Origin of the sequence: Tranquillimonas alkanivorans (genome assembly GCF_900115595.1) — a bacterium.
In the GTDB taxonomy this organism is placed as follows: domain Bacteria; phylum Pseudomonadota; class Alphaproteobacteria; order Rhodobacterales; family Rhodobacteraceae; genus Tranquillimonas; species Tranquillimonas alkanivorans.
Genome location: NZ_FOXA01000021.1, coordinates 1 through 26156, shown reverse-complemented (window position 1 = coordinate 26156; position 26156 = coordinate 1). Strand labels below are relative to the sequence as shown.

Annotated in this window: 27 protein-coding genes; 14 read left to right on the top strand and 13 right to left on the bottom strand. The window is 65.0% G+C overall.

Features of this window, described 5'->3' with window-relative positions:
* Positions 1-37: 37 nt before the first annotated feature.
* Positions 38-1006 carry a tripartite tricarboxylate transporter substrate binding protein gene (locus tag BM162_RS17640; RefSeq protein ID WP_093424729.1) on the bottom strand — a complete coding sequence of 323 codons (969 nt, stop codon included), beginning with the start codon at positions 1004-1006 and terminating at the stop codon, positions 38-40.
* Between the two features lie 325 nt (positions 1007-1331).
* Here BM162_RS17640 and BM162_RS17635 point away from each other — a divergent pair, with 325 nt between their 5' ends.
* From BM162_RS17635 to BM162_RS17625, 3 genes are all read left to right on the top strand, one after another.
* Positions 1332-2270: an NAD(P)-dependent oxidoreductase gene (locus BM162_RS17635; protein ID WP_177215236.1), complete on the top strand. Its 939-nt coding sequence runs from the start codon at positions 1332-1334 to the stop codon at positions 2268-2270.
* Positions 2267-2986, top strand: coding sequence for an RraA family protein (locus tag BM162_RS17630; RefSeq protein WP_093424726.1), 720 nt, complete (start codon positions 2267-2269; stop codon positions 2984-2986). Before BM162_RS17635 ends, BM162_RS17630 begins: the two co-directional genes overlap by 4 nt.
* A 76-nt stretch (positions 2987-3062) precedes the next feature.
* Positions 3063-4274, top strand: a complete 1212-nt coding sequence (locus BM162_RS17625; RefSeq protein WP_218153121.1) for an alpha-hydroxy acid oxidase — start codon at positions 3063-3065, stop codon at positions 4272-4274.
* On the opposite strand, the gene BM162_RS17620 is transcribed toward BM162_RS17625, so the two are convergent.
* Entirely contained in the window at positions 4214-5095 is an 882-nt protein-coding gene (locus tag BM162_RS17620) for a LysR family transcriptional regulator (RefSeq protein ID WP_093424723.1), read from the bottom strand. The two genes, BM162_RS17625 and BM162_RS17620, sit on opposite strands and share 61 nt — an antisense overlap.
* A 93-nt stretch (positions 5096-5188) precedes the next feature.
* Between BM162_RS17620 and BM162_RS17615 the strand changes: the two genes are divergently transcribed.
* Genes BM162_RS17615 through BM162_RS17605 form a run of 3 tightly spaced genes read left to right on the top strand, consistent with a single transcriptional unit; the run spans position 5189 to position 7632 of the window.
* On the top strand, positions 5189-5974 hold the full coding sequence (locus BM162_RS17615; RefSeq protein WP_093424721.1) for an SDR family oxidoreductase: 786 nt from the start codon (positions 5189-5191) through the stop codon (positions 5972-5974).
* Positions 5975-5986: 12 nt separating this feature from the next.
* Complete coding sequence (locus tag BM162_RS17610; RefSeq protein ID WP_093424719.1) at positions 5987-6706, top strand: ribonuclease activity regulator RraA; 720 nt, start codon at positions 5987-5989, stop codon at positions 6704-6706.
* A complete protein-coding gene (locus BM162_RS17605; protein WP_093424717.1) occupies positions 6703-7632 on the top strand; it encodes a dihydrodipicolinate synthase family protein in 930 nt (309 codons plus the stop codon). The genes BM162_RS17610 and BM162_RS17605 overlap by 4 nt, the downstream gene beginning before the upstream one ends.
* 156 nt (positions 7633-7788) lie before the next feature.
* Here BM162_RS17605 and BM162_RS17600 read toward each other — a convergent pair whose 3' ends face one another.
* Complete coding sequence (locus BM162_RS17600; protein WP_093424715.1) at positions 7789-8523, bottom strand: hypothetical protein; 735 nt, start codon at positions 8521-8523, stop codon at positions 7789-7791.
* A 276-nt stretch (positions 8524-8799) separates the two neighbouring features.
* Between BM162_RS17600 and BM162_RS17595 the strand changes: the two genes are divergently transcribed.
* Both BM162_RS17595 and BM162_RS17590 read left to right on the top strand, forming a co-directional pair.
* The gene (locus BM162_RS17595) at positions 8800-9150 is read left to right on the top strand and encodes a hypothetical protein (protein ID WP_093424713.1); all 351 of its coding nucleotides are present in this window, start codon (positions 8800-8802) and stop codon (positions 9148-9150) included.
* Between the two features lie 323 nt (positions 9151-9473).
* Positions 9474-10025, top strand: coding sequence for a hypothetical protein (locus tag BM162_RS17590; RefSeq protein WP_093424712.1), 552 nt, complete (start codon positions 9474-9476; stop codon positions 10023-10025).
* A gap of 198 nt (positions 10026-10223) precedes the next feature.
* Here the strand turns inward: BM162_RS17590 and BM162_RS17585 are convergent, their stop codons facing one another.
* The 4 genes from BM162_RS17585 to BM162_RS17570 all read right to left on the bottom strand — a co-directional run bounded on the left by BM162_RS17585 (position 10224) and on the right by BM162_RS17570 (position 14193).
* Positions 10224-11174 (bottom strand): MBL fold metallo-hydrolase, encoded by a 951-nt coding sequence (locus BM162_RS17585; protein WP_093424710.1) that lies wholly within the window; start codon positions 11172-11174, stop codon positions 10224-10226.
* Positions 11175-11202: 28 nt separating this feature from the next.
* Positions 11203-12537, bottom strand: coding sequence for a TRAP transporter large permease (locus tag BM162_RS17580; protein WP_093424708.1), 1335 nt, complete (start codon positions 12535-12537; stop codon positions 11203-11205).
* Positions 12534-13094: a TRAP transporter small permease subunit gene (locus BM162_RS17575; protein WP_093424706.1), complete on the bottom strand. Its 561-nt coding sequence runs from the start codon at positions 13092-13094 to the stop codon at positions 12534-12536. Before BM162_RS17575 ends, BM162_RS17580 begins: the two co-directional genes overlap by 4 nt.
* 67 nt (positions 13095-13161) lie before the next feature.
* Entirely contained in the window at positions 13162-14193 is a 1032-nt protein-coding gene (locus BM162_RS17570) for a TRAP transporter substrate-binding protein (RefSeq protein ID WP_093424704.1), read from the bottom strand.
* A 162-nt stretch (positions 14194-14355) separates the two neighbouring features.
* Between BM162_RS17570 and BM162_RS17565 the strand changes: the two genes are divergently transcribed.
* The 4 genes from BM162_RS17565 to BM162_RS17550 are packed head-to-tail and all read left to right on the top strand — an operon-like array spanning position 14356 to position 18574.
* Positions 14356-15108, top strand: a complete 753-nt coding sequence (locus BM162_RS17565; protein WP_093424702.1) for an SDR family NAD(P)-dependent oxidoreductase — start codon at positions 14356-14358, stop codon at positions 15106-15108.
* 16 nt (positions 15109-15124) lie between these two features.
* Positions 15125-16834 (top strand): FAD-dependent oxidoreductase, encoded by a 1710-nt coding sequence (locus BM162_RS17560; RefSeq protein WP_093424701.1) that lies wholly within the window; start codon positions 15125-15127, stop codon positions 16832-16834.
* Complete coding sequence (locus tag BM162_RS17555; protein WP_093424699.1) at positions 16827-17747, top strand: DMT family transporter; 921 nt, start codon at positions 16827-16829, stop codon at positions 17745-17747. Before BM162_RS17560 ends, BM162_RS17555 begins: the two co-directional genes overlap by 8 nt.
* A 14-nt stretch (positions 17748-17761) precedes the next feature.
* Positions 17762-18574: an IclR family transcriptional regulator gene (locus tag BM162_RS17550; RefSeq protein ID WP_177215235.1), complete on the top strand. Its 813-nt coding sequence runs from the start codon at positions 17762-17764 to the stop codon at positions 18572-18574.
* Between the two features lie 137 nt (positions 18575-18711).
* On the opposite strand, the gene hydA is transcribed toward BM162_RS17550, so the two are convergent.
* From hydA to BM162_RS17525, 5 genes are all read right to left on the bottom strand, one after another.
* Positions 18712-20130, bottom strand: coding sequence for a dihydropyrimidinase (gene hydA, locus BM162_RS17545; protein WP_093424695.1), 1419 nt, complete (start codon positions 20128-20130; stop codon positions 18712-18714).
* Positions 20127-21380 (bottom strand): cysteine desulfurase-like protein, encoded by a 1254-nt coding sequence (locus BM162_RS17540; RefSeq protein WP_245759325.1) that lies wholly within the window; start codon positions 21378-21380, stop codon positions 20127-20129. The genes hydA and BM162_RS17540 overlap by 4 nt, the downstream gene beginning before the upstream one ends.
* 14 nt (positions 21381-21394) lie before the next feature.
* Positions 21395-22132, bottom strand: a complete 738-nt coding sequence (locus BM162_RS17535) for an amino acid ABC transporter ATP-binding protein (RefSeq protein ID WP_093424694.1) — start codon at positions 22130-22132, stop codon at positions 21395-21397.
* The gene (locus BM162_RS17530) at positions 22133-22804 is read right to left on the bottom strand and encodes an amino acid ABC transporter permease (protein WP_093424692.1); all 672 of its coding nucleotides are present in this window, start codon (positions 22802-22804) and stop codon (positions 22133-22135) included.
* A 65-nt stretch (positions 22805-22869) separates the two neighbouring features.
* Positions 22870-23664 (bottom strand): transporter substrate-binding domain-containing protein, encoded by a 795-nt coding sequence (locus BM162_RS17525; RefSeq protein WP_093424691.1) that lies wholly within the window; start codon positions 23662-23664, stop codon positions 22870-22872.
* 179 nt (positions 23665-23843) lie between these two features.
* Between BM162_RS17525 and BM162_RS17520 the strand changes: the two genes are divergently transcribed.
* A complete protein-coding gene (locus BM162_RS17520) occupies positions 23844-24515 on the top strand; it encodes a FadR/GntR family transcriptional regulator (protein WP_245759324.1) in 672 nt (223 codons plus the stop codon).
* Between the two features lie 535 nt (positions 24516-25050).
* On the opposite strand, the gene BM162_RS17515 is transcribed toward BM162_RS17520, so the two are convergent.
* Positions 25051-25800 (bottom strand): sulfite exporter TauE/SafE family protein, encoded by a 750-nt coding sequence (locus BM162_RS17515; RefSeq protein WP_093424687.1) that lies wholly within the window; start codon positions 25798-25800, stop codon positions 25051-25053.
* Positions 25801-25884: 84 nt separating this feature from the next.
* On the opposite strand from BM162_RS17515, the gene BM162_RS23570 reads away from it, so the two are divergent.
* Positions 25885-26156 (top strand): transposase (locus BM162_RS23570; protein ID WP_369333198.1); only part of this gene is annotated, 272 nt, incomplete at its 3' end.

Genomic DNA, 26156 nt, shown 5'->3' with positions numbered 1-26156 from the left:
TGCCCGGCGGCCCCGAGAGGGGGCCGCCGGAGAGCGATTACTGCTCGACCCAAGGCTGCTCTTCCCAGATGCCCTGGAGGTTCTCGTTCATGCGATCCAGTTTCGCGCCGAACGCTTCGGCATCCATGAAGGAGAGCGGCAGGCGTTGCTCCTGCGCTCGCTCCTGGAATTCGGGGTCGGCAACGGCTGCCTCGACGGCCGTCTGCAGGGTGGCCAGAGCGTCCTCGGGGAAGCCCGCCGGCGCGGCGAGCCCGCGGTCGGAGCCCATCACGACATCGAAGCCCTGCTCCTGGAATGTCGGAATGTCGGAGGCTTCCGACCACCGCTCTTCCCCCATCTGGCCGAGGATCACGACGTCGCCCGAGTCCGCGTAGTCGATCAACTCGCTGACATTGGTGCTTGCGAGGTCGATCTGGCCGCCCAAAAGAGCCGCCCTGACATCGGCCGCGCCACTAAATGGGATGTGCCGCATCTCGATGCCCGCCTGACGGGCGAACGTCAGCGCGGCGAGATGATCGTCCGATCCGATCCCGGTGGTGCCGTAGGTGACCGGCCCGGACTTGTTCTCGGCATATTCGACCAGCCCCTCGAGATCGTCGAAGCCGGCATCGGCGCTCGCTCCGAACCCGCCGGGATCATAGACGATGTCGGCGACTGGCTGGAACGAAGACAGTTCGTAGTCCGTTTCGCGCTGGATCGCGATCGACAGAAGATTGGGCAGGTTCACGAACCCGATCGTGTAGCCATCGGGATCCGCATTGGCCAAGGCAGTGAAACCGATCTCACCCCCGGCGCCGGGGCGGTTGATGACGTTGATCGTGGCGTCACCGGGCAGGTGCTCCTCGATATACGGCACCAGCGTCCGTGCAGCGACATCCGTGCCACCGCCGGCGCTGTAGGCAACGATCATGTCGATCGGACGCTCCGGATACTCCTGAGCGATCGCCGGCCCGGCGAGGACCGTCGAGCCAAGGGCAACACACAGAATCTTACTCGTCAGTTTCATGCTTTCCTCCCACTTGAGACATGTCCTGTATGTCGAGCATCGACAACATTGGACACAATCGAGACCCTACGCCTTTCCGTGTCGCTGTCAATAAAGCTATCATCGCATTCTTCTTTCGGTCAAACCGAAGAAATATCACCTTGCGCCCTGAGGGCTGAGATGGGATTGTATCCAAAATTGGAGGAGGTGACGATGACGCGCGATGTGCCTGTCGCCGCTTGCCCGCTTATGAGCGGGCGTGAAGCGGACGCGTTGAGGCAGGGCCGGTTCCGGGTCGCGGCCGTCTCAGTGTGCCTATCGGGAGGTGAGGTGGATGAGGTCGGGGATGCGTGATCGTCCGTTGATCCACGTTACAGAGCATATTCACCCCGTCGCAGCCAGCATTCTGGAACGGAATGCGCAGGTGACGTACGGCGTAGACGGGTGGAGCGCCGACACGGAAGCCCTCATCGTGCGCAACCGCCGGGTTTCCGAGGCCGACATCCACGCGACGCCCGCCCTGCGCGTCATCGGTAAGCACGGCGCTGGGACCGATACGATCGACTGCGCGGCAGCGGAGCGCGCAGGTGTCACCGTGGTTGCCACTCCAGGGGAGAACGCCCCCTCTGTGGCGCAACACGCAATTGCTATGGCGTTTTCGCTTATCCGCAACCTCTCGGGACATACGACCGCCCTACGTGAGGGCGCACCGCTTTCGGGGCAGGATCGCATCGGAAAGGAAATCGACGAACTTTCCGCGGGAATTCTCGGAATGGGCGCCATAGGGCGCGAGGTGTCCCGCATCCTGAGCATCTTCAACACATCCCGGGCTGCGTACGATCCGTATCTGCCGCACGACCGATGGCCCACCGGAGTGCGGCGAGCCTCCTCTCTCGACGAAATCCTGGCCTCCAGCGACCTGCTGTTCGTTCACATGCCGCTGACCGCGGACACACGCCATCTGCTGGGGGAGAGCGCATTCCGGAAACTGCCGCAGGGAGCTTACCTGGTGAACTGCTCTCGTGGCGGTATCGTCGACGAGGTTGCGCTGGCTGACGCACTGGCTTCGGGACGTATGGCGGGCGCCGCGTCGGACGTCTTCGAAACGGAGCCTCCGCCGCGGGACCACATGCTGTTTCGTCAGCCGAATTTCATCGCGACGCCGCATCTCGCGGCCTCGACCAACCTCGGCCTCGAACGGGTCGGGCGCAGCGTTGTGCAGAAGGTCCTGCGCGCTCTCGGTGCTGATGCCGATCGCGCCAACAGACCCAAGGAGGAAGAATGAACAAGGTGAGCAACGGCTTTCGCGTCTTCGGATGCGCTTCGCAGATTGATTCCAGGCTGATCGACCGAGCCCGGCGTCTGCCGGTGGCGAACATCTCCGACATGATGAACCGCATGGATGCGGGCGGCGCAGGCATATTTCCCATACACTGGGCCAAAGGGAGCAAGTCGATCGCCGGCACCGCTCTGACAGTGCGCACGAGGCCCGGCGACAACCTTGTCGTTCACAAGGCGATCGACATGGCCCGCCCTGGCGACGTGATCCTGGTCGACGCCGGTGGCGATCTGACCACGGCGATCATGGGAGAGATCATGGCGCTCCTCGGCAAGACGAAGGGCGTGGAGGGGTTCGTGGTCGATGGGGCCGTCCGTGATCGGGACGAGATCGCCGAGATGGGAATGCCCATGTTTGCCCGCGGCATCACCCATCGAGGTCCCTACAAAGACGGACCCGGAGAGGTAAACGTCCCGGTGCGCATCGGCGGCATGGTGGTCAATCCCGGGGATCTGATCGTCGGCGACGGGGACGGCGTTCTCTCCATCCCCGCTGCGGATGCCGACCAAATTTTGTCTGCCGGCGAGGCGAAGCTCGAGGCGGAAACCAAAGAGCTCGCCTCGATACGGGATGGCGGCGTGGATCGGGCCTGGGTGGACCGGCTGCTGAACGAGCGAGGCTGTGTCATCTACGAAGGAACGTACCGCGATGACAGCCGCTGAGTCCTCCAGCAAATCCTCCGTTGCGTCCCGCGGCCCCGAAACGGCTGCCCCGGTACGCCAGAACGTTCCGAGGAGCATGCGCGGCGTAGTCTCCCTCGACGACCTCGAAGCACGCGCACGCCGGCATCTGCCGGTTCCGATCTTCGGGTATGTAGTGGGTCACGCCGAGTCCGGCGCAGCATATTCAGGCAGCCGGGGCGCGTACGAGAAGTATCTCTTTTCTCCAAACGTGCTCCGCGGCACCAAGGATAGGGACCAGTCGGTGAGCCTGTTCGGGAGGCGCTACTCCCGTCCCTTCGGCATTGCTCCAATGGGTCTGTCGGCACTCGCCGCCTACGATGGTGATGTCGCACTCGCCAATGGCGCACATGACCGCGAGACCGTCGCGATCCTGAGTGCGACCTCGCTTACACCGCTCGAACGTGTCGCTAAGGAGGGGCCGAGCCATTGGTTCCAAGCCTACTTCCCCGGCGACCATGATCGCGTCCGGGCGATGGTCGAGCGGGTCGCCGCCGCAGGGTTCGAGACGCTCGTCGTCACGGCCGACGTTCCGGTTAACGGGAACCGGGAAATCGACAAGCGGAATCGCTTCGTAACTCCAATCGCGCCGACACCGAAGCTGTTCCTGCAGGGCGCCACCCGCCCGGCCTGGTCATTTGGGACGGCGTTCAGGACGCTTATGCGGCATGGCATGCCGCGCTTCGCGAACCTCGACGTGGGCGAAGGTCCACCGATCGTCGCGCGCAACATCGAGCGTTCGTTCAGCGGCCGGGAGGCTTTCGCATGGGAGCACCTCGAGACAGCACGGAAGCATTGGAAGGGAAACCTGATCCTCAAGGGCGTCCTGCGCCCGGATGACGCGAGCCGCGCCCTCGAGATGGGGTGCGACGGGCTGATAGTCTCGAGTCATGGTGGCCGTCAGCTCGACAGCATGATCGCGCCCCTCGACGCACTGCCCGGCATCCGTGCCGCAGCGGGGCCGGACGTGCCCGTTCTTATCGACAGCGGGCTCAGGCGCGGCACAGAGGTTCTCAAGGCGCTGGCACTCGGGGCGGACTTCGCTTTCGTCGGACGGCCTTTCCTCTACGCCGCGGCTCTTGCCGGCCGGTCCGGCGTAACCCGGGCGATCGACATCCTGTCGGAAGAAATCGATCGGAACATGGCCATGATCGGGCTTCAGTCTCTATCGGGGATACGAGACGCGAACGGAAATTCCCGCTTTGTCCTTCACCGGTCGGAGGTAGAAAGGGAGGCTTCGGCTGCGTTGAGCAGCACGTCGACCAGATGAGTTCGCGCGCCATTGCGTGGATAGATCATTCCGATCCTTCGCTCTGGAGCCGGATCCGGAAGGGGCAAGCTGCGCAGGCGCACCCCTTCCGGCCTCGGCCCAGCCCATTCCGGCACCACCGACACGCCGAGCCCTCGGCCTACCAGGACCGCGATCGTATCAAGGGCATCGAGCTCGAAGAGCGTTTGAAGGGGCATGCGCTGTTGCTCAAGCCATCTCGCGGCCAAACGACCGCCCCACTGACCTCGATCATAAATAATGACCGGCTCGGTTCGGAGGATCATTAGCGGATCCTCCCGGCCCTCGGCTTCTGGAACAAGCAAAATCAGGGGCTCGCGCCGCCACAGGCGGAAGCTGAGCAGCTTTGGGAGGTCGAATTCCGGCTCGACGATGGCAGCCGCGTCAAGTGCGCCATCGCGCGTCCGCTCATACAGTTCGCTGGAGGTGCCCGGCTCCAGGTGCAGGCGTAGGCCGGGGTGGTCTCGCGCGAGATGCTCCAGCACCTCCGGAAGTAGACCCGTCAGTGCTGTGGCGATGGCTCCAATCTTCAATTCTCCGGCGATCTCTCCTCCGGCTGCCGCGGCGTGCAGGTCTCGCACGTCCCGCAAGATGCCCGGCAGGCGTTCGAGAACGGCGTGACCGGCCCGCGTCGGGCGGACCTTCCTGCCCGCACGGGCGAGGAGGGGGACGCCGAGTTCCGTCTCCAGCACTCGAATTCGCTGCGCCACAGCGTTCGCAGTGACGTTCAGCACCTGTGCTGCTCCGGCAAGTGACCCCTGCTGGGCGACCGCCCTCAGAGTCTCAAGATTCTTGGTCTCCAAACCGAACCATCCTTTCGTTGTGAAAGAAGAATACGCGCATCAGAACTTCGGTTAAATCCTTCTTGAATGGATGAATGAAGGAATGGAGGCTCCATGGAGCTGGGCTTGAAAGGACGCACGGCGCTCGTGCTGGGCGCGGGTGGCGGTCTCGGAGGCGCCATCGCGCGGACGCTTGCGGATGAAGGTGCAAAAGTCGCGGCCGCGGATCTTGACAAGGCTGCGGCGACCGCGACGGTCGAGGCTATTGCGGAGGCCGGCGGCGAAGCAATCGCCCTGGAATGGGATCTGAGCCTGATTGACGACGTGGACGGCAAAGTCGGCGAGGTGGAAACGCGGCTGGGCTCCATCGACATCCTCGTCGCCGTGACCGGTGGCCCGCCGCCGGGTCCGGCATCCGTACAAAACCCCGAAACTTGGCGCAAGTTCTTCGACTCGATGGTGGTGTCGGTAATGAGCATAGCCGACCGGGTCCTGCCAGGCATGCGGGAGCGCGGCTGGGGTCGTATCATCACGTCGACTTCGTCGGGCGTGGCCGCACCGATCCCGAACCTCGGCATCTCCAATGCCCTGCGCCTGTCGCTCGTCGGGTGGTCCAAGACTGTCGCGGCCGAAGTCGGCAAGGACGGCGTCACATGCAACGTGGTCATGCCCGGCCGCGTCGCCACCAAGCGCATCACCTTCCTCGACGAGAAGAAGGCCGAGCGGGAGAACCGGAGCGTCGAGGACGTCCGCGCCGAGAGTCATGCCGCCATCCCCATGGGGCGGTACGGCGAGCCGCACGAGTACGCCGACATGGTCGCCTTCCTCGCCTCCGAGCGCGCCGGCTACGTCACCGGGTCGCAGATCCGGATCGACGGCGGCTACATTCCCAGCATCTGAAGGACACCCGACATGACGACCGAAACCCGTCCTCTCGACGCCGAAGCCATCGAGATCCTGAAGGGCGTCACCACCGCCACGCTCACGACGATCCTGCTCAAGAAGGGCCTGCGCAACGTCTGGATGCGCGGCGCGATGCCGCTCAGGAACGGCCAGGACCGCGTGGTGGGCCCAGCCTTCACTTTCCGCTTCGTCCCGGCGCGCGAGGATCTCGCGACGCCGGCGAGCTGGGGCAGCCCCATCTCGACGCGAGCGGCCATCGAGGCGATGCCCGAGGGGGCCTTCGCGGTCATTGACGCCAATGGCGTGGACGACGCGGGAGTGTTCGGCGACATCCTCTGCGCACGCATGGTCAAAAGGGGCGCCGCCGGCCTGGTGACCGACGGGGTCGTCCGGGATCTCGAGGGCGTTCTGGGCACCGGCCTTTCCGTCTGGTGCCGTGGCGCGGCCGCACCTCCGTCCGTCGCCGGTCTGACCTTCGTCGGGTGGGAGGATACGGTAGGCTGCGGGGGCGTCTGCGTGATTCCCGGCGACACCATCGTGGCGGACCGCGACGGGGCGGTCGTCATTCCCGCCGCCCTGCTGGGCGAGGTGCTCGACGAAGCGCCGGAACAGGAGCGGATGGAGGGCTGGATCGTGGATGAGGTCGGCCGCGGTGAGACGCTGCCCGGGCTCTACCCGATGAACGGAGAAACCCGCGCACGTTATGACGAGTGGAAGGCAGGGCAATGATCTCGCACCGAACGAAGGGCGTCTTTGCGATCACGCCCACCCCCTTCAAGCCGGATGGCGCCTTGGACCTGGCCTCCCTCCGCCCCATGACCGAGTGGTACCTGGAACGGAAGGTCGACGGCCTGACCATCCTCGGCATCCTCGGAGAAGCCCAGAAGCTTCTTCCCGAGGAGAGCGAGGCTGTCGTGCGGGAGATCGTCGCGGCGGCCGCAGGCAAATCCGTCATTGTCGGCGTATCGGCGCCGGGCTTTGTGGCGATGCGCAGCCTCGCGCTGAAGTCCATGGAGTTTGGAGCCGCCGGCGTCATGATGACACCGCCCGCAGCCATGCGGACGGACGAGCAGATCGCCGGCTGGGTCCGCAACGCGGTCCGGGCGATCGGCGAGGACATCCCCTTCGTCCTGCAGGACCACCCGACTGCGACGGGCGTCGTCATGGCACCGCGCGTCATCCGGCAGATCGTCGAGGAGATCCCTTCCTGCGTCATGCTCAAGCACGAGGACTGGCCGGGACTCGAGAAGCTTACCGCTCTCCGTCGCTGGCAGCAGCAAGGAGAGATGCGACCGATTTCTATTCTGTGCGGAAACGGCGGAATGTTCCTCGACTTCGAGATGCAGCGCGGCGCTGACGGAGCGATGACGGGCTACGCCTTCCCGGAGATGCTGCGCAGGGTGGTCGACCTATCGGAGCATGACGACGGGGCCGCCTCCGACATCTTCGACGCGCACCTGCCTCTTCTGCGGTACGAACAACAGGCGGGGGTCGGACTTGCGGTACGAAAGTACATCCTGAAGCAGCGGGGCGCCATCGCTCACGACGCTCTCCGCACGCCGGGGCCAAGCCTGAGCGAAGAGGCGCGGGACGAGGTAGAGCGGCTTCTGCGGCGTCTGGCGGCCCGGGACCCGGACTGCGGATCTACGTCTTGAGGAAGTTAGGGGGAGGCGTGAATGCAGGCTTAATCGCGCCTCCTCCTTCATTCTTCGATGCCGTGGGGCAGGGCGCCTGTCCTGATCCGCAGCTCCTCGCGACCGAGAACCCGCGGTCAGATCCGGCACCCAATCCGCCGAAACAGCCATTCGAGTTCAATACGTCTGCGAGTTCAGCCCCAAGGCCTGGGCCTCCTGCGCGGCAGAGCACCCGCCGTCTACGATAAGATCTTGTCCGTGTATCCAGCTACTGCCCCTGTCCACCAAGAAACCGGCGACGGCCGCGACGCTGCCGAGATGTGCCTTTTGCCGGTTCTTGCCGTCTGCCGGCTCAGGGCCGCCATCAGCGGCAGGACTGATCGTGTTAGCGCGCAGGTCGCGCGCTCTCAGGACCCCAGCATTTTGCTTGGTCCACACGATGTGCGCTTCCTTGGACAAGGCGTATGCCCGATCCGGGTCGATCTTCTCGTTACGCACGAAATCGGGCAAGCGATCCGAGTGAGGCAATGCCATCAGGCGCCGAACCTGGCTCAGGTTTTTCCGCCATTCTCGCCCGGCTCTCGAAGCCAAGGTGGCGATCGCCGCGCCGGGGGCCAGTTGCGGTAGCAGGGTGTCTGTAAGGAGGCGCGTGCAGAACCAGTTGAATTCAAGGATCTCTACCGCTCCTCCGTCCTCGGGAAGCCGCTCCGCAGCGTTGATGAGCCCGTCGAGAACGCCGGTCCTTAGGTTCGCAACCGCTGCGGCATCGGTCAGATCGACGTGATGCCATCCCAGGTGGGGAGAGATGGACTCGCTCAGGCCCACGACGGAAAGATCTTTGGCATAAAGCTCCCGTACAATGGCGACACCGAGCGCCGAAGCGGTTCCGGTCAGAGCGATCCGCTTACTCATGGGCAGGTATCCCGGTCACGGTCACGTACTTGGTAAACATGCGCTACTGTCTCCTTTCCGCGATACTGCAAGACCTTCGCTGCGCGCGCCAGCCGATAGGGACCTGAGCGCTCCGGCTTGGTCTGATCGGTCGCTCAGGCATTTTTGGGCTTGGCTCGCGGAAGGAGCCTGCACCCGATGCTCAGCGAACCCGATCTGGACGGGAGGCAGTCTGGACACTCCGGGGATGGCGCATGACACTGCGCGCCGCAGGCACTTCCCAAAGAGGCAGGAATATTGAATTTCGGGTCACCGAAATGGCGCGACCAGATCGGCGGCTTCCTCATGGTTGCCAACCTGCTCACAACCATCCCCTACCAGTTTACCGGATTTCCTGCTCTCTCCTACATCGCCGGAGCATTCGCTCTTTGCGGACTGGCCGCCTTCGGCCCGCAGGTGGCCATGTCACGCCGGGTTTTTCTGCTGATCGGTGCCCTGCTCACCGTAATCGCGGTCAGCACCCTGCCAAATTGGGACGAGGCCATATTCGATGCCTTGACCCGGGCGAGCTCCATTGCTGCGCTCTTCTGCGCTCTTCTGCGCTCTTCTGCGCTCTTCTGCGCTCTTCTGCGCTCTTCTGCGCGCTGACGGCGATACGGTCAGCCGCGTCCAAGTCTCCCTCCATTATCGAGTGCGGTCGCTTCCTGGCAAACCAGGCGCCGGGGAAGCGCTACCTCGCCCTCACGATCGGCGGTCACCTCTTCGGACTGATCCTCCTTTACGGCTCGATATCTCTGCTCGGCAGTCTCGCAACCAAGCCACCCCCCTCCGGTCATCCGCCACCGGCACAAGACTCGTCAGGCCGTGCTTGGCTCCACCATCTGAGCCCCCTGATTACGCTCCTCAACCTGGTCCTTGCCTCGGCCGGTACGGTCCACTTCACTTTCGGTGTTCAGGTCTTCGGAGCCGTCATGGCTCTGGTGCCGCTGATCGCCATGGGGTGGGTCGCCCTCCAAGCGGTCGGAGATCATCCTGCCGCCGCGGTGTGTGATAGCGTGGCCGATTTCGCGACCCGCGAGCTCCCCGGACTGAACGGTGAACTGGTCCTTTTATCAATGGCGGGATTCATCGGCACATTGGGGTCTGCCATTGCAAGCCCGTTGGTTGATACCGCCGGCATCGATCTGAGCTCGATCCCTGCCGCGCTGCTACTCGTCGGAGTCTTTTGGCTCGTCCCCATTACAGGCCAGATCGGGATGAACCCGATCTTGGCAGTATCGCTCATCGGTCCGCTTTTGCCTTCACCGGAGGTGCTGGGCATCGCACCCGTTGCCATGGTTTCCGCTATCACCAGCGATTGGGCCCTCAGTGGCGTCACCTCGCCCTTCACGGCGTCAGTCTTGCTGATCGCAGCATATGGTAACGTGAGCCCCGCGCTCGTGGCTTGGCGATGGAATGGTGGCTACGTCATGACGGTCGGAGCCGTGGTATCGCTTCTGATCTGTGCCCTCGTCACGGTGTAAGCTGCTGCCCAGTAGATAGAGCGACCGCGCCGCTTCCTACACCACGTAGGTGGCACTATCGGGCATGTCCGGTACGGGCGTTATGTGACATCGCCGCCTTAGAAAGACCTGAGCGACAGCGACGAGGAATAGCACTCTCGAAATTTCAGCATGATTCTCAGCCGCTAAAGTCGCTCTGTACGGGATGCTTCGGCAGCCTCAGTCCTGCAGGGCGTTCCAGAGCTCGGCGTCGCGCTCGGCGGTCCAGACGCGCGGCGTGTCGATATCGCGCGCCTCGTCATAGGCGCGGGCGACGTTGAAGGGCAGGCAGTGCTCGTAGATGGCGTAGTCCGAGAACTTCGGGTCGCACTCGGCGCGCACGGCGTCCCAGGCTTCCTTCAGCGTGCCGCCCGACAGCGCCACCTTGGCGGCGGGGCGATAGGTCGAGCGGACGAAATCGGCGGTGGAATCGAGCGCGGCGTTCACCATCTCGCGGCCCACCAGCGCGTCGCCCCGGCCCGGCGCGATGGCGTCGAGGTCGAAGGCGCGGATGGCTTCGAGCGTCTTGGGCCAGTCGCCGAAATGCCCGTCGCCGCAATAGCAGGCGGACTTGTATTCGACGATGTCGCCCGTGAACATCACGTTCTGGTCGGGCACGTGGACCACAATGTCGCCCGCGGTGTGGGCGCGGCCCAGGTGCATCAGGTCCACCCGGCGGTTGCCGAGATAGACGGTCATGCGGTCGTTGAAGGTGGTGGTGGGCCAAGTCAGGCCCGGGATCTCCTCGTGGCCCTGGAACAGGCGCGGGAAGCGGGCGAACTCGCTGTCCCAGTCCTCCTGCCCGCGCTCGACGACCATGGCGCGGGCCTTCTCGCCCATGATGACCGTGTCGGCGCCGTAGGCCGAGGCGCCCAGCACGCGCACGGCGTGGTAATGCGTCATGGCGAGGTGGCTGATCGGCTTGTCGGTGACCTCGCGCACCTTCTCGATCACCTTGCGCGCCAGGCGCGGCGTCGCCTGCGCCTCGACGATCATCACGCTGTCGTCGCCGATGATGACGCCGGTGTTGGGGTCGCCTTCGGCGGTGAAGGCCCACAAACCCTCGCCCACCTGGGTGAAGCTGACCTGCTTCTCTTCCATGTCGCCTTGCGATGCGAATGCCTTGGCCATGAACGTCTCCTTTGTCTCTGGATTTGGATCAGCGTGCTGCCATGGGCAGCCACAGCACGACCGCCGGGATCAGGATCACGAGAACCAGCGCGGTAATCTGGATCAGCACGAAGGGCATGACGCCGCGGTAGATCACCGAGATCGGCAGGTCCGACGCGATGCCGCGCAGATAGAACAGCGCATACCCGAATGGCGGCGTCAGGAACGATGTCTGCAGGTTCACCGCCAGAGCGATCGCGAACCAGATCATGACCTGGTCGCTTCGCAGGCCGAAGTCGAGGAGCGCCACGACCGGGGCGACCAACGGAACGACGACCAGCGTTATCTCGACCCAGTCCAGGAAGAAGCCGAGGATGAAGATCAGCGCCATGATGGTGAACAGGACCCAGTAGGGATTGCTGTCCTGGATGTCGAAGAAATCTACGATCATGGCGTCACCACCGAGCCGGCGGAACACCACTGAGAAGATCGAGGCGCCGATCATCACGAACACGATCATCGCGGTGGTCTTTGTCGTCTCGTACATCGCCTCGCGCAGGACGCCGAGGTTGAGCTGGCGCGAGACGAAGGCGAGCAACATTGCGCCCGCTGCGCCGATCGCCGCCGACTCGGTCGGTGTCGCGACGCCAGCCACGATGGTCCCAAGGACCGACAGGATCAGCAGCGCCGGCGCCAGCAGGTCGCGCGCGAGCGCCAGGACCGTAGGCAGAAAGCTGCGGCGCTCGGGCGTGGGCGGTGCTGGCACGCGGTGCGGTGTAAAGTTCGCGACAGCGGCGAGGTAGACGAAGTAGAGCCCGGCCAGAAGCAGCCCCGGCCCGATGGCGCCGAGGAAGAGGTCGCCGACCGACAGCCGCATCTGGTCGCCCAGGATGATCAGCATGATCGATGGCGGCAGCAGGATGCCCAGCGTTCCGGACGAGGCGATCAGGCCGCTCGCAAGCCGCATGTCGTACTTTGCCTCCCGCATGGCGGGCAGCGCCATCATTCCCATCATCACCACGGAGGCGCCGATAATGCCGGTCGAAGCTGCCATTATGACGCCGATCACGGCGACCGCGAAGGCGTAGCCACCGGGCGTGCTGCGGAAGAGTGAGGCGAGAGAGCGCATCAGCCGCTCGGCGATGCCCGAACGCTCGAGCATCAGGCCCATGAAGACGAAGAGCGGGATGGCGACGAGGAGCCAGTTCGTCAGCGTGCCCGAATAGATGCGCTGAACGCCCATCGACAGGAACAGCATCGGCACGTCCGCGAGTACCGCGAAGATGATGCCGGTGCCGGCAAGGATGAAGGCGACAGGATAGCCGGAGAAGACGCCCGCCACGAGCGCCAGCAGCATCAGCGATGGCCAGGCGTATTCGTTCATGTCTGGTCCTTGGAGGTGGGCCGTAGCAGTTCGATTGTGGTTCCGATGCCGCGTAGAAGTGCCATCAGGCCGAGGAGAGCGAACGCCAGGGGCAGCATTGCCTTGATCAGCCAGCGGCTGTTCAGGCCGCCCTGCGTGGAGCCCTCCCCTGACGTCCACGCGACTTCTGCGAAAGACCAGCCGTACCACGTGATGATCAGGCAGAAGGGCAGGAGAAAGACGAGGTCACCGACACTGCGTATCCAAAGCTGTGCGCGGCGCGGCATCATCAGCCAAAGGAAATCCACGGAGACGTGGCGCTCTTCGCGCAGCGACCAGATCCCGCCGAACAAGACCAGCAGCGCGAAAATGTACCACTGGAGATCGAAGAGGCCGTTGACGGTGAGCGCACGGCCCAGCACCGGAAGATCCGCCTCCCACGCCAGAAAGGTGTTCTGGCCGCGGGCGGCCCAGACGATGGCCGCGAGAATGGACAAGATCAAAGGCAGGATAAGCCAGCTCAGCCACTTGCCCGGCAGGCAAAGCAGATCCAGCAGCCTGGTGATCACATGAGGCATTGCGGGTGTCCTTCCCGGGACGCGGACGGCGAAAACAGAAGCCGCCCGCGTCTGGTTCTAAGGAGGTTCAGCGGGCGGGCAGGTCCTGCAGAGTGCCCCACTCACCGACGGTGTCCATGTACTCGCGCAGCGAGCTCAGGGCTTCCGCGAAGATCGGGTCGTTCTGCGCCTGCTCGTTCATGACTTCGTCGCTGGCTTCGCGGAGGGCGGCCAGGACCTCGTCGGGGAAGCGCTTCACCTCGACGCCGGCCTCGCGGATCTCGGCGATGGCATCGGCCTGAGCGTCCACCTGGTCGTGCAGGTTATAGGCTATGTTCGCCTTGCAGGCGTCCTCCATGATGGTCTGGGTCTCTTCGTCGAAGCTGTTCCAGACATCCATGTTGATGATGATGCTGTCCCAGCTCGACGGCTGGTGCCATCCCGGAAAGTAGTAATAGTCGGTGACGCGCTGGAAGCCGAAGCCCACGTCGAGTTGCGGGGCCGAGAATTCGGCGGCGTCGATGCGGCCCGTCTCAAGGCTGAGGAAGATCTCGCCGGCCGGCACGAGCTGTGTGTTTGCGCCGAGCTTGGCCATCGCCAGGCCGCCGAGACCGGCGATTCGCATGTTGAGGCCCTGCAGGTCCTCGACGGCGTTGATCTCCTTGTTGAACCAGCCTCCGGCCTCGGGGAGTACGAGGTGGCAGGGCAGGACCTTAACGTTGAAGGGGTCATAAGCCTTCTGGATAATCTCGAGCCCGCCGCCTTCGAACATCCAGCCGAGAGCGACCTCTGGTGTCGGGCCGAAAGGCATGGAACCGACCAGGTTTGCCACCGGGATCTGCTGCGCCCAGTAGCCGATCCAGTCGAAGCCCATGGGTAGCGCGCCCGAGCTCACGGCGCCGAACACCTCGAACGGGGGCACGAAGTCGCCCGCGCCATGTACGTTGATCTGCACTTCGCCGTCCGTCATCCGCGCCACGCGGTCGGCCCAGATTTGGGGGCTCGGACCGATCGACGGCACGTTCAATCCGAAGGTGCTTTGCAGATCATAAGTGTCGGCCTGCGCGACGCCGGCCGCGGCAAAGGTCGCCGCCGCAGCGGCCATCATCGTCTTTCTCATGTTTCTCCTCCCTTTCGTGAACGCCGAGTCGGTGCCCGGAACTCCTGCATCGTCGACCTTGCCTCCGATGCCCATCAATCGTTAGTCATAAACGAACCTGTTTGCAAGTAGCAAACAACGGCGTATATGCTGAACTGCGCTGCAGGCGAAAGGGGAGGAGAGATGTTGGAGCAGATCGAAGGCGTGGCGGTTGTGACCGGCGCTGCGCAAGGTAACGGCCGGGCCATTGCGCTTGGGCTCGCGCGTGCCGGGGCGAAGGTGGCGTGTTGCGATATCCAGGCCCGGGCGCTTGCTTCCGTCACGAACGAAATCGAGGCGCAGGGCGGGCGCGCCATCGCGGTGGAGCTCGACGTCGCCGACCCCGATTCTTGCCGCAAGGCGGCAGCAGTCGTGGTCGAGCGGTTGGGGCCGGCTGCAATCCTGGTCAACAACGCGGGAATCATCCGGCGCACGCTGCTCGCCAGCGAGACCTTCGAAGAGGACTGGGACAGCGTGATCAGGGTGAACGCCACCGGTGTCATGCAGGTCACCCGGGCGTTCGTCATCCAGTTGAAGCAGACGCGAGGCAGCGTCGTGAACCTCGGCTCAATCATGTCCGTATCGGCCGGGCCGGGGCTGGCGGCTTATGCCGCCTCGAAGGGGGCGGTGCTGCAGCTCACCAAGGCGCTGGCGCACGATCTCGCCCCGGATGGCATCCGGGTGAACGCCATCGCGCCAGGCGTGATCGAAACCCCCATGACGGAAGTGACCCGCTCCGACCCCGAGGCCATCGGCCGTTTCATGGCGCACACGCCCCTCCAGCGGCCGGGGCGCCCAGAGGAACTGGTCGGACCCGTCCTGTTCCTGGCCTCCGAGGCCGCCAGCTATGTCACCGGCGCGCTGCTGCCCGTCGATGGCGGATATCTCGCCGCCTGAACAAGGAAAGATGAGCATGAAGAAGATGGAAGTGGACGTTCTCGTTGTCGGCTCCGGCGCCGGTGGCTTGAGCACGGCAGTCGCGGCCGCCCACCGTGGACTGAAGGTGGTCGTCGCCGAGAAGGAACCGGTCTTCGGTGGAACCACCGCCCGCTCAGGCGGGTGGATGTGGATCCCGGGTAACGGTCCTGCGATGCGCGAGGGAGTCGAAGACAGCGCCGAGAAGGCGCGCATTTATCTACAGCACGAAGCGGGCGAGCATTTCGATGCGCCGCGCGTGGACGCATTCCTCGACGCCGGGCCGAAGGCGGTGAAGTTCTTCGAGGAGAAAACGGCCCTGCAGTTCGACCTGGGTCCGTTCTTCGCGGATTACCATCCCGACGCGCCGGGTGGTATGGACGGCGGACGCTCCATCGTTGCGCGTCCCTTCGACGGCCGGGAGCTCGGCGGCGAGATCAAGCGCCTGCGGCCGCCGCTGGCCGAGATCACGTTCCTGGGCATGATGATCGGCTCGGGCAAGGAATTGCTGCACTTCTTCAACGTCACGCGTTCGCCCGTGTCGGCGTTCTACGTGTCAAAGCTCTTCTTCAAGTTCCTGCGCGATGTCACCTTCCACGGCCGCGCCATGCGATTGATGAACGGCAACGCGCTGGTGGCGCGGCTGGCGAAGTCGGCGTTTGACAAGGACGTTCCGATCTGGACCAGCGCGCCGGTGCGCTCGCTGATCCAGGACGAAAACGGGCGCGTGCTCGGCGCCCGGATCGACAAGGAGGACGGCCCGGTCGAGGTCATCGCGCGCAAAGGCGTCGTTCTTGCGGCCGGTGGCTTCCCGCAGGACGCCATCCGTCGCAAAGAACTCATACCGCATGCGCCGAGCGGGCACGAGCACGTCACGCCCGCGCCTCCGGGCAACACGGGGGACGGCCTGCGACTGGGTGAAGCCGTTGGGGCGACGGTGAATACGGATCTTCCGCACGCGGCGGCCTGGGTGCCGATCTCGCGGCCGCGTCGTCCGGATGGAACCCTCGGCACGTTCCCGCACTTCGTTGACCGCTCGAAGCCCGGCATCATCGCGGTAACGCGCTCTGGGCGGCGCTTCGTGAACGAGTCGAACTCCTATCATGACTTCTGCCAGGCGATGGTTCGCCGTTGCCGCGAGGAAGGCGGCCCGGACGCCGAGATCGCTGCCTGGTTCGTCACCGACCACCGCGCCTTCCGGAAGTATGGGCTCGGCTTCGCCAAACCCGCGCCGGTACCATACGGCAAGTTGATCAAGAACGGCTACCTGATCCGCGGCGACACGCTGGAAGACCTTGCAAACCAGATCGGGGCCGACCCGAAGGTGCTGGCAGAGACGGTGCAAAACTTCAACGGCCCGGCCCGCCGCGGCGAGGATCCGGAGTTCGGCAAAGGCAGCACGAGTTACAACCGGTCGCTCGGTGACCCCGAGCATGGGCCGAACCCCTGCCTCGCCCCAATCGAGCAGGGGCCGTTCTATGCCGTGCGGCTGTATGTGGGCGACCTGGGCACCTTCGCCGGGCTTCGCACCGACGAGAACGCGCAGGTATTGAACGGAAACGGGCAGCCGTTGGGGGGGCTCTATTCGGTGGGCAACGACGCCGCCTCGATCATGGGCGGGAACTATCCCGGCGGCGGCATCACGCTTGGGCCCGCCATCACGTTCGGCTACATCGCCGCGCGCCACATGACGGGCGCAAATGAGTGACACGCGCCGCACCGTCGAGGGGGTCTGCCTGGGCCTCCTCGCCGCCGTCGCCTGGGGGCTCTACAACGTCGGCGCCGAGCTCGGGCAGGCGCAGGGCTTCCATCCGGCGGATCTGACGATGCTGCGCTACGGCGGTGCGGCGGCGCTGATGCTGCCGGTGCTGATCGCGGCCCGCCACCGAATGCCGCCGCTCTCGCGCGTCGCCATCCTCGCCCTGCTTATCGGGCCGGGCTTCGCGCTTCTCTTCAACGCGGGGTTCCAACGCGCGCCGCTCTCGCATGCCGTGGTTCTGGGGCCAGGAACCTCGATGCTGGTCGCCAACCTGATCGGCGTCGTGCGGGACCGCGCCCCCCTGACGCGCAACCGGAGCCTCGGCATGGCCGTGCTGATCCTGGGGCTTGTGACGATCGCGGCGGATCAGCCGACGGCGAAGCACTGGGGCGGATCGGTCGCCGTCGGCGACCTCTGCTTCCTCGGGTCGGGAACGCTCTGGGGCATCCACGTCTACCTGATGGGCCGCTGGCAGATGCCGCCGGTTCGCACGACGGCCGGTGTCGCCACGCTGTCCTCACTGGTGTTCCTTCCGATCTACTTCTCGGTCTTCGACGTGACGCCAATGCCTTGGTCGGCCTGGGCCCGGCAATTCGTCTATCAGGGCGCGATCGGCGGCTGCCTGGCCTTCCTGGTCTTCGCGGCCGCCGTATTGAGGCTCGGGGCAGGACGCGCGGCATTGTTCTCTGCGCTGGTTCCTGTAGTGGCCGTCCTTCTCGGTATCCCGCTGGCGGCGCAGGTTCCGAGTGTGCTGCAATGGTGGGGCGTGGGGCTGGCGACGCTCGGATTGACGATTTCGCTCGACATTCGAAGGCGGCGTGCGATGGCATCGGGCGCAGGGGAGGCAGGTGCATGCCAATGAACCGGAGAGCGAACGTGACAGGCGACAGCGGGATGCCGGCAAAGAACCAGCGACGTATCAGGTCGCTGGAAACGGGCGGCGCCATTCTCGAAGCGATGGCCGCGGCGCGTGGACCGGTGAAGCTGCGCGATCTCGCCGAGGCGGTGTCGGTGGCTCCGGCGCAGCTTCATCCCTATCTCGTCAGCCTTCGAGCGATCCGCCTCGTCGAGCAGACCGAGGCCGGGCTCTACCGCCTCGGACCTTTCGCGCTCGAACTGGGCCTAAGCCGTCTTCGCGAGCAGGATGCCTACAACGAGGCGATTGCCCGAGTGGGACAACTGGCTGAGGAGACGCGGATGATGGTCGCATTGTCCGTGTGGGGGCTTCACGGGGTGACCATTGTGCATGTGAAGGAGGGACCGTCGCAGATACACGCCAATGTTCGCGTCGGTGGCGGCTTCATGATGACAGCAACCGCGACTGGGCGCCTGTTTGCCGCCTTCTATCCGAACGCCAAGACTGAAGCCGCAATCGAGAGAGAGTGTCGAGAAAGCGCCGGCGCACCAGGATTGAGCATCGACATGGTCAGGTATCGGTCCCAGGTGGAGGAAGTTCGTCGCCGTGGCTTCGAGACCACCGTGGACGCGCCGGTGCCCGGCGTCAGCGCAGCCGCTGCGCCGGTCTTCGACTACAGTGGCACGATGCAGTTGGGCGTGACGGTCATGGGGCCCACACCCCTCATAGACCTCCGCCAGGACGGTCCGATCATCAGTGCCCTCCTCCGGTTCACGGAGGGCTTGTCGCGGGATCTTGGCTATGGTGCGCAGTCTTCCGATCCAGCGCAGTAACTGGCACTCGACCGACTCAAGGCATCGCCCTGCGGCGTGAGCTTGCGCACCACGGCACTTTGGACGCGCGGATATTCAACAGCCTCCGGCAGAACCGGTGCGGTTCACGCGGCTGAAAATCCAGCATCTTTGACGCGTCAGTTCAAGGTCTCGCTAAAGGCACGACTTTGGTAACGGCCGGAGGTCTCGCCCTCGACCCGGCCCTCGCGCGCTATTGTCCGGCCGCGCAGGAGGGTGCGGACGGGCCAGCCCGTGACCTCCATCCCCTCGTAGGGCGTGTAGTCCGAGCCGTGGTTCAGCCGCTCCTGCCGGATGGTGTCGTGCCGATTCGGGTCCCACAGCGTGATGTCGGCGTCCGCGCCGATGGCGATGGCGCCCTTGCGGGGATACAGGCCGTAGAGCCGCGCGGGATTGGTCGAGGTCAGCGCGACGAAACGCTCGACGCTGATGCGGCCCTTCGAGACGCCCTCGGAAAACAGGATCGGCAGCCGCGTTTCGACGCCGGGAATACCGTTCGGCACCCACTTGAACGACGTGCGGGCGCGCGGGTTGTCCTTGCCGGTCTCGTTGGGGCCGTCGAAGTAGAACGGGCAGTGATCCGAAGAGAAAAGATCGAACGTGCCGTCGCGCAGCCCCTCCCAGATCGCGGCCTGGCTGTCGGTGTCGCGGGGCGGCGGCGAGCAGACGTACTTCGCGCCGTCGAAGTCCATGTTCAGCCCCTTCAGGTCGTCCTTGGTCAGGGCGATGTATTGCGGGCAGGTCTCGGCGTGGACCTTGAGGCCGCGCTTGCGGGCCCACTGGATCTGCTCCATCGGGTCGCGGCCCGAGACGTGGACGATGACGACCGGCACGTCCGTCAGTTGCGCGTGGCTGATCGCACGGTGCGTCGCCTCGCGCTCGGCGATCTGGGCGTGCGCCTCGGCGTGGTAGTAGGGGGCGGTCTTGCCGTCTTCCTCGAGCTTGCGGGTCATGTACTTGATGGCGTCGTGACCCTCGGCGTGGACCATGACCAGCGCCTTCTCGCGGCGGGCGACGTCGAACACCTCGAGCAGTTCGGCATCGCTGAGCACGAGGTCGTCGTAGGTCATGAAGACCTTGAACGAGGTATAGCCGTCACGCACCAGCGCCGGCAGTTCCTGACCCAGAACCTGCGGCGTCGGGTCTGACACGATCAGGTGGAAGGACACGTCGGTGTGGCACTTGCCCTCAGCCTTCTCGTGGTAGGCGGTGACGCATTCGCGCAACGACGTGCCCTTGATCTGCATGGCGAAGGGCAGGACGGTGGTGTTGCCGCCGGCGGCGGCCGAGCGGGTGCCGCTTTCGAAGTCGTCGGCCATCACCGTGCCGTCCGCCGTCGGCTGGGCGAGGTGGACATGCGCGTCGATGCCGCCGGGCAGGGCCAGCAAGCCGGTGGCGTCGATTTCCTCGACCGCGCCCTCAACCCGCTCCGAGATTTCGACGATGCGGCCGTCGCGCACGCCGATATCGGCGCGGAAACGGTCCGCGGCGGTGACGATGATGCCGCCGCGGATGGCGAGATCGCAGGGCCCGCTCATGCCGCGACCTTCGAAACGATCTCGGACAGGGCGGCGGTCAGGCGGTCCACCTGCTCGACGGTGTTGTAGTGCACCATGGACACCCGCAGCACGCCGTTGTCGCCGTCTTCGCCCAGATCCTCGACCAGCCGGCGCGAGTGGAAGTCGCCGAAGCGGATGGCGATGCCGTAGGCGTCCATCGCGCGAGCCACGGCGCCGGAATCCACGCCGTCGAACTTGAAGGCGATGGTGGGCACGCGGGTGCTGTCCTCGTTCACAGTCTCGCCGATCACGCGGACGTCGTTGCGAGCGTTGAGCCATGACAGGAGACGCTCGGTCAGCCGGTCCTCGTGGCGGGTGATCGCGGCATAGGCCGCTTCGACCTTGGCGCGCCGATCGCCGGTTACGCCCTGGCATTCGCCGAGCGCGGCGAGGTACTCGACGATCCCGTCGGTGCTGTAGGCAAGCTCGTAGGACGGGTTCCCCGGCTCGAGCTTCCCGGGCACTTTGTCCTTGCCGTAGAAGTAGTGGTAAAGCCCGTCGAGTTCGCGCAGCAGCTCGTATTTGCCGTACATCATCGCGGCGTGGGGACCGTATGCCTTGTAGAGGCTGAAGACGTAGTAATCCACGTCCCACGCCCGCACGTCGATCAGCCGGTGCGGGGCATATGCGACGGCATCCACGCAAATTTTCGCGCCGCGGGCGTGGACGAACTCGGCGATCTGCGCCACCGGGTTCACCTTGCCCAGGATGTTCGAGGCGTGGGTGACGCAGACAAGTTTCGTGCGCTCGGTCATCAGCGGCTCCAGGTCCGAGAGCCGCAGGCGATAGCTTTCGCGGTCGAGCGGCCAGAACTTCACCACCACGCCGAATTCGCGCAGGCGGTCCCAGGGGCCGATGTTGCTTTCATGATCGGCCATGGTGACGATGATCTCGTCGCCCGGGTGGAACTGGCTGCGCATCGCGGCGGCGAGCGTCTGGAGCAGCACGGTCGTCGAAGGGCCGAACACGATCTCTTCGGGGCGCTCGGCGTTGACCAGAGTGCGGCCGGCCTCGCGCCCTTTCATGAGCGCCTCGGCCGCGGCCTGCGAGATGGCGTAGCTGCCGCCGATCTGCACGTTGCGCTCGAACAGGAACTCGGTAATCCGGTCCACCGCGCCTTTCACGGTCTGCGAGCCGCCGGCGTTGTCGAAGAACACCCAGTCGTCGCGCAGCCCGGGGAACTGGCTGTGCACGAACTCCATGTCCAGCGGGGTTGTGATATCGGTCATGTCGCTCGTCCTTGTCAGTGGTTCAGCACGGCGCTGAGGAAGTTCTGGGTGCGGGGTTCGCGCGGGTTGCTCAGGACCTGGTCCGGCGGTCCGGTCTCGATCACCTCGCCGCCGTCCATGAAGATGACGCGGTCCGCGACCTGGCTGGCGAAGCCCATCTCGTGCGTGACAACGACCATGGTGACGCCGGTCCCGGCGAGGTCGCGCATCACGTCCAGAACCTCGCCCACCATTTCCGGGTCGAGCGCCGAGGTGGGTTCGTCGAACAGCATCACCTGCGGCTCCATGGCCAGCGCGCGGGCGATGGCGACGCGCTGCTGCTGGCCGCCCGACAGGTGCTCGGGGTACTTGTCCGCCTGCTCGCCGATGCCCACGCGGGCCAGCAGGCGATCGGCCTGCCTGGCCGCTTCGGCGCGAGAGGTGCCGCGCACGCGGCGGGGGGCGAGCATGACGTTCTCGCGCACGGTGAGGTGCGGGAAGAGGTTGAAGGACTGGAACACCATCCCGACCTCGGCCCGCACCTTGGCAAGCGCGCGGCCGGGCATCACCGGGATGTCGTCCACCCGGATCTCGCTGTCGTCCGAGAAGGGCTCCAGCCGGTTGATGCAGCGGATGAGCGTGGACTTGCCCGAACCGGAGGGGCCGACGACGCAGACGACCTCGCCCTTCTCGATTTCCAGGTCGATCCCCTTGAGCGCCTCGAAGCTGCCGTAGAACTTGCGAAGATTCCTGATGCTGACGAATGCGGCCATTCAGCGGCTCCTTGCGCCGAAGCGGCGCTCCATGCGCGACACCATTGCGACGAGCGGCCACAGGAAGGCGATGTAGATGACGGCGGCGCCGATCAGCGGGCTGGGATTTGCGGCGAGCGCCTGCGCCTGCGTGGCCTGCTTCAACAGGTCGGGCATCGCCACGACCGAGGCCAGCGCGGTGTCCTTGACCACGTTGATCGAGTTGTTGGTGAGCGGCGGGATCACGATCTTGATCGCCTGCGGCAGGATCACGTCGACCATCGTCTGGCGATAGCTCAGGCCGAGCGCGGCGGAGGCTTCGAACTGCCCCTTCGGGATCGCCTCAATCCCGGCGCGGAAGATCTCGGCGGTGTAGGCGCCGGAGACCAGCGTCAGCGCGGTCATGGCAGAGGCGAAGGGCGACAGCCGCAGGCCGACGAAGGGCAGGGCGTAGTAGACGATGATCAGCAGGACGAGCAGCGGGATCGAGCGGAAGATGTCGATGTAGAGGCGGGTGAGCAGCCGCAGCGGGGTGACAGCATAAAGCCGGACCATCGAGAGGAACAGGCCCAGCACCAGGCCCGCGACAATGCTGGCCGCGCCAAGCTGGACCGTGACCCACAGCCCTTCGAGCAAGAGCGGCCAGGTCCGCAGAAGCACCTCTGCGTTCAGGAAGGTTTCGAAGATATCCATGGATGTCCTTCAGGCGGCGATGCCGGACGGGGCCGGAGCTTTCGCTCCGGCCCGGTGATCGCGGCTCAGTCGAGCGTCGGCATCGGAAGGACGGTCACCGTCGAGGTCGTGTCCTCGGGCGTGGCGCCGAACCACTTCTCGTGCAGGTCGGCCAGGATGCCCTCTTCCTTCAGCTCGGTGATGATGTCGTTCACCTCGCTCGCCAGTTCGGCGTCCTTGGCGAACATCATCGAGTATTTCTCGCCCGTTTCGATGCGCTGAACGACCTCGAGGTTGGGTTTGTCCTTCACGTAGTAGAGCAGGGCGGGGATGTCCGAGATGTAGCCGTCGATGCGGCCGGCCGTCAGGTCGAGCATGGCGGGCGACAGGCCCTCGTAGCGGCGGATGTCGGCGAAGCCGTATTCCTCGGCATGGTCGGTCGCCCACATGTCGCCGGTCGAGCCGGTGTCGACGCCGACGGTCTTTCCTTCCATCTCGTCCAGCGAGGCCGGGCCGCCCGAGGCGACGGTCAGCGACTGGTCGCTGTCGTAGTAGGGCTGAGCAAAGGACACCGACTCGAGCCGCTCGTCGGTGATCGTGATCGACGACGTGGCGATGTCGATGCGGCCCGACTGCACGGCGGAGAACAGGCCGTTGAACGGGATGTTGACGATCTCGACCTCGGCGCCAAGGCGGTCGGCGACCTCGTTGACCAGGTCGATCTCAAACCCGACGAAGTCTCCGGAGTCGTCCTGGAACTCCCACGGGACGTTGCCGATGTTCGCGCCTACCGTCAGTTGCTCCTGCGCGGCGGCGGAGAGGGCCGTGCTGCCGAGGAGGGCGAGTCCGACAGCGGCGGATGCCAGGTGCTTTGCGATCATGTGTTTTCCCTGCTGATTGCTATGTTTTGGTTCTGGATTGACCGGACAAGCCGGTCTGACCAGTATGCAAGCACGACCTAATCCGCATTGCAACAGCCGGTGGTGTCGGTCTCCGCGCGAAAGGTATATTGGCGCGCACAACAGGAGGGCACACGCCGCAGATGCTTGAAAAAACGCCGGTGACACAGACGATCGCGCGCCGTCTGCAGGAAATGATCAGGACGGGCGAACTGAAGAAGGGCGAGAAGATCCCGTCCCAGCGTGTCCTGTCCGAGCGCCTGAAGGTGTCGCGCCCGTCACTGCGCGAGGCGCTGCTGACGCTCGAAACGCTGGGGCTTGTTCGCACGCTGCCCGCGCGCGGAACCTTCGTCGTGGACCGCGACGGCGAGACGGGGCCGCAGAACGTGTGGCGATACGACGACGCCTACAGCATCACCGACGTGTTCCAGTCGCGCCTGCTGATCGAAGCGGAACTTGCCCGTCTTGCCGCGGGACGGCTCGACGCCGACGAGATGGCGCGGCTGGAAGAGGCGGCGGCGGAGTTCGAAGAGGCCTGGCGCCAGGGCGATCTGGTCGCGCATGTCGAGGCCGACCTGCGCTTTCACCGGGCGATCGCCGACGCAAGCCCCAACAAGATGCTCCGCCGGCTCTATTATTCGGTCCACGACCTGCTGACGGAAAGCCAGCGCCAGCCGATCCCCAACACTGCGCGGGACCGGATGGCGCAGTCGATGCAGGAGCACCGGGATATCATGTCGGCGCTGAGATCCGGTGACGGCGAACGCGCAGAGGCGGCGATGCGCCTACACATTAAGAACACGGCGACGTGCGCAGGTGCCGCACTTCAGTGATCGGCGGAGCGGACCGAGATGTCCCACTTTTCGGGAGCCGTCACTCTTCGCGCCCAACTCGAAGGCCGCATGGTTCGTGATTGTTGGAGCGAATGTCGGATCTCGTCCCGCCTTCGTTCCAAAAACGGGTACCGAGCCGAGTTGATCGGAGCGAGATTTTGCTGCGAATGACAGCCGATGCGGGACGAATGGTACCTGCGCACGTGCTATGTCTCTGAGCCGTAACGTATCTGTTCTCGTGAGTGCCGGACTTGGACCGTCGTGTCGAGATCCAGCGCCAGATGCGCCTTGGCAACATGCTGAACCGCAGGAACTGACCCCGATGCCGCTGGCTACCTTCACCCCACCGATCGCGCCCTCGCCCGGCACCGGCTTCACCCCGGAGATCAGCCTGCGCAAGGCCGAGTTCGGCGACGGCTACACCCAAGCGTCGCGCAACGGCCTGAACCACATCCGGCGCGTGATCAGCCTGCGCTGGAATGCCCTGACCGAGGACCAGCAGGCCGCGATCGTCGGCTTCCTGGTGCCGAAAAGGTCAGACGACGAAGAAGACCACGGTCATGACAGCTCCGACGGCGACGATGCCGATCCGCAGCAGCTCCGTGCGCTGGATGCGGCGCGCCTGCGAGGCGCCCACGTAGCCGCCGATCGTGGTGGCGATGGCGAGGACGAGGGCAGACTCCCACGCGATGAGCCCGGCGGTTGCGTAGGTCGTGACCGACACGATCGACAGGACCGCGGACAGCAGGTTCTTCAGCCCGTTCATCCCGTGAAGATTCGTGAAGCCGATCAGGCCGAAAACGGCCAGCAGCATGATGCCGAGCCCGCCGTTGAAGTAGCCGCCGTAGATCGAGACCGTAAGGATGGCCGTCGCCGACAGGAGCGGCCCGGCGGCGCCACGGCCGCGGGCGCGAACAACCGAAAGGATCCGCGGACCTGCGGCGAAGAGGCAGGTCGCAGCAAGGAGGAGCCACGGGACGATGCCGACGAACGCGTCGCCCGGAGTGATCAGGAGAAGCGCGGCACCGGCCAGGCCTCCGGCGACGGACACCAGGATGATCGCGCCGAGGCGGAGCGTGCCCTCGGCAGCTACGTCGTGCCGATACGCCCAGGCGCTGCCGATATAGCCGGGCATCGCCGTCAGCGTGGCGGTGGCATTCGCCATGATCGGCGGGACGCCCAGCCAGATTAGGGCGGGAAAACTCAGGAATGTTCCTCCGCCGGCGACGGCATTCAACGCTCCCGCCAGGAGGCCCGTAATCGTGAGAACGAGGAGAGAAAACATCGGTGCCTCCGGCTGGGATCAGGGCCTCTTGCCAGAGAACAGCAGTAACCGCCCGGTTTGAACCACCTGCTTTGGGTCGCCTCTGTGAGCTACGAGACGTCCATAGTGACGTCATTAAGGACGTCTCTTGCTTTGGAGGCATTAGTGCGAGGCGAAATTCTTGGCGTTGAGCGGCGGCGTCGGTGGAGCGACGAGGAGAAGCTGGCGATTTTGCAGTCTGTCGGCATTGGCGGCGCGACGGTTAGCCAGGTTGCGCGGCTTCATGATCTGAAGCGGCAGCAGATCTATGCGTGGCGGTCCGAGCTGAAGCAAAAGGGGCTCCTGCCGCGGGATGCTGGGCCAGTGTTCTTGCCGGT

Coding starts and splice junctions, on each gene's coding strand:
- BM162_RS17640 (WP_093424729.1), bottom strand. CDS start 1,006: ATGAAACTGACGAGTAAGATTCTGTGTGTTGCCCTTGGCTCGACGGTC.
- BM162_RS17635 (WP_177215236.1), top strand. CDS start 1,332: ATGCGTGATCGTCCGTTGATCCACGTTACAGAGCATATTCACCCCGTC.
- BM162_RS17630 (WP_093424726.1), top strand. CDS start 2,267: ATGAACAAGGTGAGCAACGGCTTTCGCGTCTTCGGATGCGCTTCGCAG.
- BM162_RS17625 (WP_218153121.1), top strand. CDS start 3,063: ATGCGCGGCGTAGTCTCCCTCGACGACCTCGAAGCACGCGCACGCCGG.
- BM162_RS17615 (WP_093424721.1), top strand. CDS start 5,189: ATGGAGCTGGGCTTGAAAGGACGCACGGCGCTCGTGCTGGGCGCGGGT.
- BM162_RS17610 (WP_093424719.1), top strand. CDS start 5,987: ATGACGACCGAAACCCGTCCTCTCGACGCCGAAGCCATCGAGATCCTG.
- BM162_RS17605 (WP_093424717.1), top strand. CDS start 6,703: ATGATCTCGCACCGAACGAAGGGCGTCTTTGCGATCACGCCCACCCCC.
- BM162_RS17600 (WP_093424715.1), bottom strand. CDS start 8,523: ATGAGTAAGCGGATCGCTCTGACCGGAACCGCTTCGGCGCTCGGTGTC.
- BM162_RS17590 (WP_093424712.1), top strand. CDS start 9,474: ATGGCTCTGGTGCCGCTGATCGCCATGGGGTGGGTCGCCCTCCAAGCG.
- BM162_RS17585 (WP_093424710.1), bottom strand. CDS start 11,174: ATGGCCAAGGCATTCGCATCGCAAGGCGACATGGAAGAGAAGCAGGTC.
- BM162_RS17580 (WP_093424708.1), bottom strand. CDS start 12,537: ATGAACGAATACGCCTGGCCATCGCTGATGCTGCTGGCGCTCGTGGCG.
- BM162_RS17575 (WP_093424706.1), bottom strand. CDS start 13,094: ATGCCTCATGTGATCACCAGGCTGCTGGATCTGCTTTGCCTGCCGGGC.
- BM162_RS17570 (WP_093424704.1), bottom strand. CDS start 14,193: ATGAGAAAGACGATGATGGCCGCTGCGGCGGCGACCTTTGCCGCGGCC.
- BM162_RS17565 (WP_093424702.1), top strand. CDS start 14,356: ATGTTGGAGCAGATCGAAGGCGTGGCGGTTGTGACCGGCGCTGCGCAA.
- BM162_RS17560 (WP_093424701.1), top strand. CDS start 15,125: ATGAAGAAGATGGAAGTGGACGTTCTCGTTGTCGGCTCCGGCGCCGGT.
- BM162_RS17555 (WP_093424699.1), top strand. CDS start 16,827: ATGAGTGACACGCGCCGCACCGTCGAGGGGGTCTGCCTGGGCCTCCTC.
- hydA (WP_093424695.1), bottom strand. CDS start 20,130: ATGAGCGGGCCCTGCGATCTCGCCATCCGCGGCGGCATCATCGTCACC.
- BM162_RS17540 (WP_245759325.1), bottom strand. CDS start 21,380: ATGACCGATATCACAACCCCGCTGGACATGGAGTTCGTGCACAGCCAG.
- BM162_RS17535 (WP_093424694.1), bottom strand. CDS start 22,132: ATGGCCGCATTCGTCAGCATCAGGAATCTTCGCAAGTTCTACGGCAGC.
- BM162_RS17530 (WP_093424692.1), bottom strand. CDS start 22,804: ATGGATATCTTCGAAACCTTCCTGAACGCAGAGGTGCTTCTGCGGACC.
- BM162_RS17525 (WP_093424691.1), bottom strand. CDS start 23,664: ATGATCGCAAAGCACCTGGCATCCGCCGCTGTCGGACTCGCCCTCCTC.
- BM162_RS17515 (WP_093424687.1), bottom strand. CDS start 25,800: ATGTTTTCTCTCCTCGTTCTCACGATTACGGGCCTCCTGGCGGGAGCG.